9 protein-coding genes are annotated in these 13,794 nt (G+C 53.8%); 5 read left to right on the top strand and 4 right to left on the bottom strand.

Annotated elements, in window-relative coordinates; genetic code table 11:
• Positions 1 to 267: 267 nt before the first annotated feature.
• From P8Z34_03075 to P8Z34_03065, 3 genes are all read right to left on the bottom strand, one after another.
• Entirely contained in the window at positions 268 to 1,863 is a 1,596-nt protein-coding gene (locus P8Z34_03075; protein ID MEJ2549647.1) for an ATP-binding cassette domain-containing protein, read from the bottom strand.
• A gap of 10 nt (positions 1,864 to 1,873) precedes the next feature.
• Positions 1,874 to 2,878 (bottom strand): ABC transporter permease, encoded by a 1,005-nt coding sequence (locus tag P8Z34_03070; GenBank protein ID MEJ2549646.1) that lies wholly within the window; start codon positions 2,876 to 2,878, stop codon positions 1,874 to 1,876.
• Between the two features lie 63 nt (positions 2,879 to 2,941).
• Positions 2,942 to 3,994 carry a response regulator gene (locus P8Z34_03065; protein MEJ2549645.1) on the bottom strand — a complete coding sequence of 351 codons (1,053 nt, stop codon included), beginning with the start codon at positions 3,992 to 3,994 and terminating at the stop codon, positions 2,942 to 2,944.
• Between the two features lie 438 nt (positions 3,995 to 4,432).
• Between P8Z34_03065 and P8Z34_03060 the strand changes: the two genes are divergently transcribed.
• The 3 genes from P8Z34_03060 (at position 4,433) to P8Z34_03050 (ending at position 8,175) form a co-directional block, all read left to right on the top strand.
• On the top strand, positions 4,433 to 5,476 hold the full coding sequence (locus P8Z34_03060; protein ID MEJ2549644.1) for a sugar-binding protein: 1,044 nt from the start codon (positions 4,433 to 4,435) through the stop codon (positions 5,474 to 5,476).
• A 135-nt stretch (positions 5,477 to 5,611) separates the two neighbouring features.
• Positions 5,612 to 7,174 (top strand): sugar ABC transporter ATP-binding protein, encoded by a 1,563-nt coding sequence (locus P8Z34_03055; protein MEJ2549643.1) that lies wholly within the window; start codon positions 5,612 to 5,614, stop codon positions 7,172 to 7,174.
• On the top strand, positions 7,171 to 8,175 hold the full coding sequence (locus P8Z34_03050) for an ABC transporter permease (GenBank protein MEJ2549642.1): 1,005 nt from the start codon (positions 7,171 to 7,173) through the stop codon (positions 8,173 to 8,175). Before P8Z34_03055 ends, P8Z34_03050 begins: the two co-directional genes overlap by 4 nt.
• A 120-nt stretch (positions 8,176 to 8,295) precedes the next feature.
• On the opposite strand, the gene P8Z34_03045 is transcribed toward P8Z34_03050, so the two are convergent.
• A complete protein-coding gene (locus tag P8Z34_03045; GenBank protein ID MEJ2549641.1) occupies positions 8,296 to 9,255 on the bottom strand; it encodes a sugar-binding domain-containing protein in 960 nt (319 codons plus the stop codon).
• Positions 9,256 to 9,462: 207 nt separating this feature from the next.
• Here P8Z34_03045 and P8Z34_03040 point away from each other — a divergent pair, with 207 nt between their 5' ends.
• Together P8Z34_03040 and P8Z34_03035 are read left to right on the top strand one after the other, a co-directional pair.
• The gene (locus P8Z34_03040) at positions 9,463 to 11,256 is read left to right on the top strand and encodes a CocE/NonD family hydrolase (GenBank protein ID MEJ2549640.1); all 1,794 of its coding nucleotides are present in this window, start codon (positions 9,463 to 9,465) and stop codon (positions 11,254 to 11,256) included.
• Positions 11,257 to 11,599: 343 nt separating this feature from the next.
• On the top strand, positions 11,600 to 13,372 hold the full coding sequence (locus tag P8Z34_03035; protein MEJ2549639.1) for an alpha/beta hydrolase: 1,773 nt from the start codon (positions 11,600 to 11,602) through the stop codon (positions 13,370 to 13,372).
• The last annotated feature ends 422 nt before the right edge of the window (positions 13,373 to 13,794 follow it).

Below are 13,794 nucleotides of genomic sequence, written 5' to 3'. Positions count from 1 at the left end.
ATTCTGATGCAACTTCTCTTTAATCCATTGCTCCGTTCACGTTGCTTTCCTGTGACTTCACCCATAATCTGGCCGTTTGAACAGCGAAATGCCCCTAATTCCTCCACTAGCGAAGATCGATTTGTATCATAATGTTACCGATCATGAAATGCAGCAGTATATCGCTGCCGTTTGTGAAAACTTAACATCATCATCCATTACAGCGAAAAAAAGATGCGCAATTCTTCCAGACGAGGTTTCTCCCCGTATAGGATTATCCGTTGTTCACTAGGTAGTCATTTCCAATCGGGGATGGGGGATCTCAACCTGGAGCAGCAAGCCGCCGTCTTCATTATTCTGCAATTTAAGCCGCCCACCCAACAGCACCACCCGCTCGCTGATGCCCAACAGTCCATAGTGGCCGCTTTCGGGCAGCATGGTTAGATCGAAATCGCCGTCAACGCCCTGTCCATTATCAGATACGGAGAGCATCAATGTGCGCGGCAGGGTGCGCCGTAGTTCGACTCTGGATTCGCTGGCGCCGGAATGCTTGTGCACGTTATTCAACCCCTCTTGCACGATGCGGAAGATCGACAACTCGATGGCTTCCGGCAAGCGCCCAAGCTCGGGATCAATATCCAGGGTCACCGGGATTCCGGATCGCCTGGTCCAATCTCTCGCGTACGAACCAATGGCCGGTCCCAGACCCAAACTGTCGATTGTCGGCGGGCGCAAGTTGCCGCAGATATCGCGCAAGTCGTCCACCAGCGTGCGAATTCTGTCTTGCAGGCTGGACAGCTCGTTTCTTACCGCGGGCGCCAAATTATCATAGGATTCAATTTCCTCCAGGCGATAATTCACTCCCAACATATCCTGGATTACCTGATCGTGGATTTCGCGCGCCAGGCCTTTGCGTTCCTGCTCGAGTTCGGTCAACAAGCGGCGCTGTGCGTTTTGCAGCGCCGCGTTAACCTGGTCCAGCGCGTCGATTTGATTGGCCAACTGGCTGATGAACTGTCGATTGATCATTTCTCCCGAAGCCAGGCCCTTTTCGAGCATGGCCTGTCGCTGGGACAGCTTTTCAGCCTGCTCACGAGCACGATAATAGCTGTCCAGCGCCCAGAGGATTGGCGTGAGCTGTTGACGGTCGATGGTTCCCACCATCGCAGCGACCACCTCTTCACGATTCGTGTCGTCGGTTTGGAACTCGTTGTCGCAGCGCCCGTTCCGCAGAACGATGATACGGTCGGTAACTGCCAACAAGTGATCGGGGTTGTCGCTGTTGATCAGGACGGCGATTCCCTGCTGCTGCCAGCTTTCGATGAGCGATAGGAGTTTGTGCTGGTATGGATAGCTGAGCGCAAGCGTCGGATTGTCAACGATGATCAACTTCGATGGATTGACCATTACGCGAGCTATCGCAATTAATTGACGTTGCTCGCTCGAAAGATTGGCAACGATCTCGTGTGGGTCCTCGAGGTTGGCCCCTAATTGCGTCAGGATACGGACCGTCTCCTTGGCCATTCGCCGCCGATTGGGGAATTTGAGCCAATCATCCCCCAACGACCATCCAATTTCATTTCCCAGAAATACGTTGCTGCTGACGTCGAGGTCTTCAGCCAAATCTGGGTGTTGATGGATAACCTCGATTCCGAGAGCCCGTCCGTTGAACGGCCAGCGCAGTTGCTGCCCTTCAAGGAACAACTTGCCTTCGTCGGGAGTCAAAAAGCCTGTGAGCAGCATGGTCAATGCAGATTTCCCGGCTCCGCTCTGTCCGGCAATGCCCACGACTTCGCCGGGCGAAATTTCCAGGCTCACATTCCGGATGACCGGTAAGGTGCCGAAGCTTTTCGAGATGTCGATCGCCTTCAATAACTGCGTCATGTCTCTCGTCTTAGTGTTTACGTCGCCAGTAGTTCAATAGGATGACCGCCAGGATCATTGCGCCTACGGCGACGGTGTGTCCGTAGGCGGGAAAGCCCAGCAGGACCAGTCCATTCCGCACGGTTTGGAGTACGGCACCGCCAAGCAACACACCCACGATACTGCCTTCGCCTCCATACAAGCTGGTGCCGCCAACGACCGCAGCGGCGATGCTGTCCAGTTCGTACCCGCTTGCCGCGGTGGGAGCAGCGACTCCCAGACGCGCGGTCATGACTATTCCTCCAAATGCCGCCAGAAGTCCGCAGAGCGTGTAAACCAGCGTGGTGACCTGGTTAACGTTGACGCCGGCCAGAAGCAGCGCCCGCTCGCCCCGGTTGAGTGTATGAACGTACCTGCCCAACACCATTTTATCGAGCAACAAACCTACGACAAGCGCCGTCATCACCGTCAACAGGAACGGCACCGGAATTCCCCACGAACCGAATTGAATCTCGTGTTGGCCGATAACACGAAAATTCTCCGGCAGATTGCGTACCGGCCAGCCGCCTGTCAGGCTGAACGCAATGCCCCGCACCACGCTCATCGTGCCCAGGGTGACGACATAGGATGGAAGCTTCGCGCGAGCGATCATGAAACCATTAATCCATCCAACGAGAACTCCGACGAAAAGCCCCGAGGTCACGGCAACACCCACCGGCAGGCCGATATTCTCGTCCATACAATATGCGGTGATGAGGCCGGCCAACGCCATCGTCGCACCTACAGACATGTCGAGACCACCAATAATGATCACCATGCTCTGACCGAAGGCGATGATCGCGATCCAGGAAAAGTTGCGGGCGAGGTTCGATAAATTGTCGAAAGTGAGAAAGGTATCTGTCAGCAGGCTTAAGAGAGTGCAGAGGATGAGAAACAGCAACAATACCGCAAATTCACGTCGCTGGACCAAGTGACGCCAGAACCGAACGATCGAACTCAACGAGAGAGAATTATTCAACTTCGCTGGCAACTGCATAACCACTTGATCCAACACCAAAGTATTCGAGAAGGAGTACAGCGTCTGGGAGATCTTGATCCGCTATAAAACGACATCACTTATCATCTGATGCAGCGTATCAGCGTCCAAATTTTTCTTGTCGATGAAAGCGATGGCGCCGGCGTCCACACCCGACTTGTGGAACTCCCGATCCGGATAGGCGCTGATCAGGACGACGCGCAATTGTGGCGAGATCGCCTTGATGCGGCGCAAACAACTGATACCGTTTTCTTCCCGTAAAATGACATCGATGAATACCAATTGTGGGGTCACACGTTCAACTAAATTCACCGCTTCACGCGTGTTCTCAGCTTCGTAAACTAAAGCATGGGGGCACACCCGGCCGATCATACGACGTAGTTCGCAGCGGTAGCGTGCATTATCGTCCACCAGCAATAACGTAATCCCCTCTCCGGCAGGGATCTCGGGAAAACTCGCGCCGTCCACAGCTGCTTGGCCGGGTGAGGCAAGCACCTCCGGATGGTCGATCACAAAGCGTACCGCTTCCAACCGACTCTGCACGTTGAGCTGCCGGTAAATACGGGTGAGATGGTTTTCGACAGTGCCGACACTCAATCCGGCTTCACGCGCGATGGATTGATTGTCCAACCCTTGCTGCAGAAATCTCAAGATCTCGCGCTGACGGGTGGTCAGGGCTGGCGCCTGAACGGTCGATTCCCCGTAGCTGATCAATTTATCGATCAACGATCCGGACAACCACCGTCCGCCGTCCAGCACACGTTGTACAGCCAGACGCAGATCGCTAAGCGGTTGATCCTTGAGATGATATCCATTAACCCCGGCCCCCAGCAGACCCTGTACATAGAAGTCGTCGTCATAGGCGCTGACGACAAGAACCTTCATCACCGGATAGCGAGAGCGGATTTTTTCTATGGAAGGAATGGGATCGAAGTCTGGCATCGTGACATCGATTAAAACGCAATCCGCCTCTGTCTCCGACAGTGCTTTGAAAAGTGAAGGACCGTCGCCCACTTCGGCGACGATTACCAGATCATCCATCTCTTGCAGCGCATTGCGGATACCTGCGCGTACGATGGCATGATCATCAGCCAGAATAATGCGGACCTCGGCCATGTTTCCATTCTACTAATGTATAGGTCATATCGTCAAACCTTCAGGATTAAGCGGATGGAAGACAAGATGAATATGGATCGAACGAAGGTTCTTGGGGGATTTCTCATCCCGCAGCCTACAGCCTATTTCCCTTGCAGTATAGCCTGAAATCACGGATGAGACGCAGTTATAAAGCCGAGTATATGGGAGGAAAGGGGATATCCTACGCATAAAGCATGAGTTATCCCATGCCTCTATTGGGGGTACAGGCATTGATGCCCGCGCATCGATTCTATACACTATGTACATCCGCTCACGATACCCGGGCCGAGAGGCTTTCCGAAACACATCCAATTTCGAGTTCCGCTTTGAAAATATTATATTAAGGAGGTGGAAGAGTCCTTTATGATCGTCGTACTCGGTGAGTAATCTAAAGTCTCTTTACCCAAGGAGGAAGAGATGCGGAGAAAGACCTATCTTTTCGTGATAATTGCCCTCGCTATAATTCTCGTCGCTGCATTGGCAGGGTGTGCGAAGAAAACCGAAGCGCCCAGCGATGCCGGATTAGAATCGCTGACCATCGCCTGGATCCCCAAGGCGTTGAACAACCCGGTCTTCGAGGTCGGGCGCGATGGCGCCTTCAAGAAAGCCGAAGAGCTGAGCGCCTCGACCGGCGTCGATGTGACCGTCGATTACGTGGGTTCCGTGGCCTCGGATGCTGCTGAGCAAACCCGGGTCATGGAAGACGTGATCGCCAAGGGCGTCGACGCCATCGGCATCTCCTGCAACGATCCGACCGCCTGCGAAGACCCCATCAACAAGGCCGTCGCCGCCGGCATCCCCGTGATGACCTGGGATTCAGACTCTCCGGACAGCGACCGCTTCACCTACCTGGGCGTGGACAACTACCAGGGCGGTTTGGCCGCTGCCGAGTTGCTCGTGAAATTCATGGGCGAGGAAGGCAAAGTGGCCCTGCTGACCGGCGTCCCCGGCGCCTTCAACCTGGAGGAGCGCATCCGCGGCTTCCAGGACGGCGTGGCCGACTACCCCGGCATCGAGATCGTCTCGACCGTCTACTGCAACGACGACATCAACCTGGGCGTGCAGGTGATCGAGGAAACCATGCAGGCACATCCCGACCTGGATGGCTGGTTCCTGGTTGGCCTGTGGCCGCTGTTCGCCGAGCGCGGCTCTATGCCTCTCTGGGAGGACGCGGCGCTGAACAACGGCCTGGTCACCATCGCTTTCGACACGCTGCCGGTGCAGCTGGAGTTCATGCAGGACGGCTACATCCAGGGCCTGGTCGGACAGAAATACTGGGGCTGGGGCTACGACACGGTGCAGATGATCTACGACTACATCGTCTCCGGCGCCACGTACGATGACTGGACCGACTCCGGCATGGACATCGTGACCGAGTGCAACGTGGACGTCATGGCCGAGATGTGGGCATCGAGCGACTTCACCCAAGATCTGCCCGATCCTTACGCATGTTTGGAATGAGTGTTGGGCTGAGGTGCTCGTTGCAGTCGTTACCTGGAGCAACGTTGCGATAAGCATCTATGCCTGATACATTATCCAAACAATTTGTGGTGCGGGGATAACCCCGCACCACAACCCCCGATATTGGAGTACACCTTGCCCGAAAAACAAGAATCCTTACTCGTGATGAAGGACATATCCAAGGCATTCCCCGGGGTCCAGGCGTTGAAAAATGTAGATTTTGAAGTCGCGGCTGGTGAAGTCGTTGCGCTCGTTGGTGAAAATGGGGCCGGAAAATCGACGTTGATGAAAATCCTCTGTGGGGCATACCGGAAAGATTCCGGGAAGATCTTGCTGGACGGAAAAGAGATCGAGATCGAAAACCCACATCACGCACAGGAATTAAACATTTCTATCATCTACCAGGAATTCAACCTGACTCCCAATCAAAGTGCGGCGGCGAACATCTTCATCACTCGCGAACCTCGCGAGCGCGGCGTGGGACGGATCCTCAACTTTGTCGATCGTCGTCGGATGGAAAAAGAAGCACAGATGTATCTGGAGCGCGTTGGCGCACGAATATCTTCTTCCACGCTCATCCAGGATTTATCCGTCGCCGCACAACAAATGGTCGAAGTTGCCAAGGCCTTGGCCGTTGATGCCCGTATCATCATCATGGACGAGCCCACTTCGGCGCTGGGTGAGGATGAAGTTGATACATTATTCGGCATTATCGAATCATTGAAAAAACAAGGCATTGCCGTCATCTTTATCACACACCGCCTGGAAGAGGTGTTCCGCATCGCCGATCGCGTTGTGGTCCTGCGGGACGGCAGGTTTGTGGGCGGTTTATCGATCCAAGAGGCGACGACCGAAGTGATCATTCACTTGATGGTGGGCCGCGAGTTGGTGGCGGACATGTTCCAGAAGAAGGAGGCGGAGATCGGAGCGCCGCTGTTGGAAGTACGGGGCTTGACGGGCGGGGATCAGGTCAAAGACGTGAGTTTCACCCTACATAAAGGCGAGATCCTGGGTTTCGCCGGCCTCGTTGGCGCCGGACGAACGGAAACAGCGCGCTTGATCTTCGGCGCTGATCGAAAGGAAGCTGGAGAAATCCTGTTCCAAGGCGTCCCGTTGAACATTCGTTCCCCCGTCGACGCCGTAAGAGCTGGTATTGGGCTGGTTCCCGAGGACCGTGGGTTACAAGGACTCGTCCTCAGGATGGCCGTTTCGGAGAACATCGTTCTGCCGACGCTTGGAGAACATGCCAGTTTCGGTTGGGTTCAGCAGGGTGCGATTCGGGAAACAGCTCAGGAGTATGTCGACAAACTGAGCATCCGCACGCCCTATTTAGAGCAGAAGGCGATGTTCCTCTCCGGCGGCAACCAGCAGAAGGTGGTCCTCGCCAAGTGGTTGGCCTCGGATCCCAAAATCTTGATCATGGACGAACCCACGCGCGGTATCGATGTCGGCGCGAAGGCCGAGGTCCATGCGTTGATGAGTAAATTGGCGGCCTCGGGAATCGGCATCATCATGATCTCATCCGAGCTGCCGGAAATCCTGGGAATGAGCGATCGAGTCCTGGTGATGTCGGAAGGAAGAGTTGCGGCAATTTTAGACCGCAAGGATGCCACACAAGAACGAATCATCGCCTACGCAAGCGGAGAACTGGATAACGACATTATCTCGGAGGGCGCGCCGAAAGGAGAAACAACGTGAGCACCATAAACACGGCAAGGAGCGAAGATATCCAGATACGGGCTCGCGGAACTACCTGGCGAAGGATCGTCGGCCGGCAAGAATTCGGTGTGGCGCTGATTTTATTGGTCTTGGTGGTATTTCTCTCGCTTTACACCGACACTTTTCTCACCAGCACGAATATATTCAATATCCTGCGGGCGTTCTCCTGGATCGCGCTCAGCGCCTTCGGGCAATGCATGGTGATCATCACTGCCGGGATTGATCTATCCGTAGGCTCAGTCATGGGCCTTTCGGGCCTGGCCAGCGCCATGCTGTTGGCTGAGGGGATACCCGTCCCGGTCGCGGTGATCGGGGGTCTGGTGGCAGGTTTGTTGGTCGGGATTGCGAATGGCTTGATGATTACCAAGGGTAAACTGCCCCCATTTATCGCTACGCTAGGCACGCTGCTCATGGCTCGCGGACTTTGTTACGGATTAACGGGCGGTTGGCCGGTACGTGAATTAGACCCCTCTTTCCGGTATCTCGGACAGCACGATATTCCCATTGGCACAATCGGCGTACCTTTACCACTCATCTTCACTCTCGTCTTCGCCACGATCTCTGCAGTATTCCTTAACCGGACCGTTTGGGGTTACCGAATATACGCCGTCGGAGGCAGCGAGACGGCCACGCGCCTCTCCGGCATCAACACGGATAGTGTCAAGATCATGGTTTATTCTCTGTGTGGGCTGCTTACTGCTATCGGCGGTGTGCTCATGACGGCGCGCCTGGGCGTAGCTGCGCCTACGGCTGCGTACGGCTATGAACTGGATGTCATCGCCGCTGCGGTAGTCGGCGGCACCAGCCTCATGGGTGGAGAAGGTACAATCCTGGGCGTACTGATTGGAACCGTGGTGATGCAGGTGCTGCGCAACGGCCTGGTGCTCGTTGGTGTCTCGGCCTACTGGCTGCAAGCCGTACAGGGTTTGGTCATCGTAACCGCGATCATGCTCGATCAACTCCGCAAACGACGTCCCTAGCGTTCGCATCAACAGGTTTCCATCAAGAAATCGTGGCATGCGGGGAGCATTGTGGGATAACGAGGAAAGATTTAATTCAACTCTTGTCGAAGGAAGAAATACGATTCCCGCCCGGCGGGGTTATAGATAACTATCCACCAATTTTCTGGCGGTAGGTTCATCAACTATCAACTCAGACATCAGTTTTCCTTTGAGTGCCGCATAGAGTCCTTTTACTTTGGCCAATCCTGAGACGACACAAATCCCGTGTTTCTGTTGGAATAATCCCAAGTTTGGTCCGCTGGCCCTTTTGTTTATGGGAATATTTTCAAAGCTGCCATCCTCTTTGAAGAATACCGTGGCAATATCACCCGCGATATTGTATTTTTCTAATTCCTTGTAATCTACTTCCGTCAGGTAGCCGCCGCTGTACACATGGCTTGGAATTCCGGCATTGACCGCCCCGATGCTGTACAACAATAAATCCGTCTTGGATTGCAAATCCAGGATGCGCCTGATGCTTCCCTCCCGCCACAATGCTTGTTTGGTTTCCGCATAATCGAAGAATGTGGGCACAGGAAATAAATGGGCCCGCGCCCGATAATTGTCAGAAAACCGCATAATAATCTGGCTGGCGTAACCGATGCCCATGGACTGGGTATTCCCGGCCCCGTTCAGCTGTACGATCTGGCTGTTATGGGTCGTTTTTCGCAGCAGATGCTTTGAAATGGCCGTCATGGTGGTACCCCAGGCGATACCCAAGATCATGTTGGAATCAAATTTCGTGTTGAGATAGTTTGCCGTATATTGGGCAACCCTTTCCAGCCATTCCGCCTCTCCAGCGATTTCGGGGGCATGTACAACGTGGATTTTCTCAATGCCAAATTCATCGACCAAAGCATTGGCCAGCCGATCAGGCAGATCCGTCGGTTCAATGATCCGGATATCCACCAGCCCTTTTAATCTGGCAAAACCCAGCAGCCGGGATATCGTCGAGCGGGAAACGTTCATTTCCTTCGCAATCACACCGGTGGTGAGATTTTGGTAATAGTACATCCGGGCGGCGCGGATAGCATTTGCTACTTTTTGCGCTTCTGTCATCTTTCACCTTAATCATTTTTATACATGAGTCTGCACGGATGTACAACCTTTATGAAAAATATCCCAGCGGACAGGATGAAATGACGACAAAAATATGCACGTTTGTGCACATTGATTGACATTGTGTGCGCACTATTTCTACAATAATAATGCCTGGCATATTGCCCAGAGGGCTTATTCACCCAATTTCATGAGGAGGAGGATACGATGGAAAACAAAGTTCGAAAGAATTGGTACGGGTTGCTCATCATCCTGGTCATCATCACATTCTCGGCTGTAATGGCTCATTATCTTGAGCGGGACTTCGGCAAGATCGACATCAGGTTCATCAGGATTATTGGGCCTTCGGGCGAAACGATCGCTGCGAAACTCTATCGTCCGACGTGGGTCACTGCAGAAAATCCAGCACCAGCCGTCATTAATATGCATGGCTATCAAAACGATAAGGATGTTCAAGCAGGATATTCCGTAGAACTCGCAAGACGCGGCTTCGTTGTGCTTGCGACCGACGGCCTTGGGCATGGCGACTCCGAAGGCGCCTTCAATTTCGGACGTTTCTTTGGTGATCCGCTGGGAGGGATGGGCCTCAATCCGGCCTATCTCTACTTGAAGAGCCTGCCTTTTGTCGATGCGTCCGAAATGGGGGCGACGGGACACTCCATGGGCGGGGTTACGGCATTCGCAATCGCCGATGCCAACGGTGATGTCAAGGCGATCGTCTCCCAAGATGGCGGAACGGGTACACCCGATAACAGCGACGTCCTTTTCCTGAAGCCTACGATGGCCGAGTTCACCAACTCCATGGAAGCGTTAATTCCTGTAAATCCCGCGGATTTCGGCCTCTCAGCTCCGGTTGAATGGGACACAACGTATGGGAATTTCGAGGACGGAACCGCCCGTAGAGCCGCATTGATCTGGGGAGATCACCATCTCATGTCGCTCTCGCCACGAGCCGTAGCGGAGGCCGTAGACTGGTTCCGCCTTTCGCTCATGGATGGCGCAAAAGATGCACACTGGATCGAACCCTCGAGCCAGGTCTACATGTTCAAAGAGATATTCGGCCTGATCGCGCTGCTGGGTGCAATCGCCTCATTGATCCCGCTGACCAATCTGCTTTTGAGTACGGCGTACTTCTCCCCTGTAGCTCAACCGATGCCGACAGGATATGTGGCTTCGAAAGGAAAGTGGTGGATTTTCGCCACGATCAACGCGCTCCTCGGCGGTGTGTTCTGGCTGTTTTTTGCCTACAAGGGGGACGTCCTGGAAAAACTTCCCTTCATGAAACTGCTGATGGGCAACGGAACGGCGCTCTGGTTCTTGATCAATGCCGTTGTTGCCGCAGTTCTGATCTACCTCTGGTACCGGACATCAGCCAAAAAGGAAGGCGTCACCACCTACGAGCTGGGCGTAAGCTTCGATAAGGAAAAAACGAGGTTTGATTGGGGCATCCTGGGGAAGACCCTCTTGCTGGGTGTAATCCTGTTCCTTTGGATGTACGTCCTGGCGGGAATCTCACGGTGGGCTTTGGGAGAGGAATTCCGATTCGCCTGGCCATACATGCGCGAATTTCAAACACCGCAGCGTGTAGGCTTGTTCTTGATCTACCTGATCCCGGCGCTGCTTTTCTTCCTGATCAATGGCGGAGTGTTCTTGTTCGGTCAGGCCCGCCAGCCGGAATACAGCACACCGAATAAGTCCCTGTGGATGTGGTGGCTCAAGAACCTCTATGCGGGCCTGATGGGTCTCTTCCTGGTCTGGGCGCTTCAGTACATCCCGTGGATGCTGGCTGGTACGGGACCGTTCTGGGGATTAACAGGTACGGTCGGAGCGCCCTTTGCCATCTGGATCCTGATGCTTTGGGTATACATCCCTGAATTTGTCGTGCTGCTCTTCATGCTCACCTGGTTCTTCCGGCGAACGGGACGGATCTACCTGGGGGCGTTGGTCATCGCCATGATGGCCATCTGGTTCCTGGCTGCCGGTTCCGTGGTTGGGGTATGAAAGGGATCGTCGCCGGGGATGGCAGCCGGTTAAAAATTGATGCGTGGCCCAAATCTGAAGTCGGGGAGATCAACCCGATCGTCAGATAGGCCGGCAGGGTTGACGGCAATAAGTACAATTTTCAGATTGCACTTATTGCCGGAAGCTCTGTTGCGGGATCACTACGCCAGAAAACAGGATCGCCGCGGAGGTGAAGTCATCTATCAGTTTCCCATCATCCTTGAATTTCTCAATGCGAATGCCATTCAGTCAGAAGGAAAGCCAGGCCGGGGAGGTGTTGAATATTGCGAGAACATGAACGCACTAATGATGTAAAGCCGATTATTCGTAAAGGAGATAGGCCATGTCTGAAGAAAAAAGCAAGCCAATGCGAACCTTGATCATAGCGCTTCTATTAATCCTGATTGGCAGCCTTTTAGCCGGATGGGTGCAAACAGGTGAAGGCGCAGCGAAGATTCGCGAGGTAAGGTTCTACGGCGTCTATAACGGCTACTACGTTGGTTACCTTTGGATTCCGGATGGTGTTACAACTGGTCACCCCGCCCCAGCCGTGTTGGCTACCCATGGCTTTAACAACAGCAAGGAATACATGGCAAACACAGCCCTGGAACTCGCACGCCGCGGGTACGTCGTCCTGGCCATGGATCTCGACAACCACGGCCTATCAGACAAATCCAACACACCCAAAGCGCCAATGGGCACGCCTTCTTTGAACGGCATCGGGGCTTCCGATGGACTCAGATTCCTTCGGAGCCTGGACATCGTGGACCCCGATAATGTAGGCATGATCGGGATGTCGATGGGCGGCAGTGCGATCGATGCCGCTGCCCAGCAGAATCCTGGCGCATATCGGGCGTTGTTCTTTATGGATTCCGGCTGCACAGATTCATGCCCCGAGCTCACGAACTGGGCCATCAGCGTGGGCAAGCACACCGAGGTTCCACCGAACTTTGGCGCTCCCAACGGAGCTGAAATTCCCAACATGCCGGCCGCCATGGCGGCCTATGGCACAGATCAGCCCGTGATCCCGGGTCATCTCTACGGGTCCATCGAAGCCGGAACGGCGAGGATTTTCTACTTCCACTGGGGTGATCATCCGATTTCTACAGATGATCCGACCTCTATCGGGAATGCGATTACCTGGTTCGGAATGACGCTTAAAGGCGGCAAGGATATCCCGGCTTCAAGCCAAATTTGGCCGCTAAAGGTTCTCGGAACGGGGACAGCGTTCGTCGGTTTCGTCATTTTCCTGATGGGGATGGGAGGTGTCCTGTTGAAGACATCCTACTTCGGCACCCTCAAGGACCGCATTCCAGAGTACAAAGGCAATGTCGGCACGATGTGGTGGGTGTTTGCCATCATTACCGCCGCGCTTGGCCCCGTTACTTTGATGTGGCTCTTCCTTAAATTCTTCATGCCGAATCCATTCCACTTAGAGCCTGTGACAACCGGATTCGTCGGGTGGCTCTTCGTAGTGGGTCTTTTGACGATCCTGATGCTCGTCGTCGGCTACTACGCAATTGGGAAGAAGGCTGGGGCAACAGGTGTCAACTATGGTTTCATGTGGGATGGCGTTGGCTTCGATTGGAAGAAGATCGGCAAGTCCTTCCTGCTGGCGCTGACCGTCATCTCGATCGGTTATCTGATCCTGTCTGTCATCACCGCGCTGTTGAAGGTGGACTTCCGTTTCTGGGTAGTAACCCTCAAAACCACGGATTTCCGGCACTTCCTGGTGATGTTCGCCTACGTGATCCCACTCGCGATCTACTTCTTCCCATTGGCGGTTGTGCTTCACGGGACGTTACGACCCAAAAACGGCAAAGCGAGCTTCGCCCGAGAAATGCTCGTGAATGTCTTCATGCTCTTGATCGGGTTTTTGATCCTGGAAGCTCGATACTACATTCCATTGACGTTCTTTGGTGCTCCGTCCAACTTCGGTCCTGGCGGATTGGGGTTGATCAATGGACTGGCGTTGTTTGCCATTGTACCGGCCATCGCTCTCGTATCGACCTACTACTTTCGGAAGACGGGAAAGATATATGTCGGTGCGGCCATAAACACACTGTTTGTAACCTGGTACCTGGTCGCATGCAACACGCTCTACTCCTTCGGGTAGAGGCGGATGTAAGCAAAGGCGAGGCTGGCTGAGTGAGGTGATTTCAATTTGCCGCTCAGCCACCTCTCCTATGTGACAGCATAAACGTGTATAAATCGACACAAACAATTTTGGATTGAGTTCACCGAGAGATAGGTTCTTTATCCGGAAGCCCTTTCCTGACGATCAGAGGAGGTGAGAACCAAAAAGTGATAACGCGCTAATTGAGCAGTACACGAATGCATCGGGGTATTTTAACGGACGAGGAGAATGCGATGAGCCATCCAACACGAAAATTGGTCTACTGGCTTGTTGATGATAATATTCTCCCGTAAGAAGATATGACGAGAGGCGATTCACTTCCATTTCGCGACGAGCGTGAATTACCTCTTTTTCATCCGCTTCTATTCCCTGTTGGATATGAATCGCTCGTAACATCTGGG

This window comes from Anaerolineales bacterium, assembly GCA_037382465.1.
Taxonomy (GTDB): Bacteria; Chloroflexota; Anaerolineae; order Anaerolineales; family E44-bin32; genus WVZH01.
Note: the sequence above shows the minus strand (reverse complement) of the source record. Positions and strands in the feature narration are given on the sequence as shown.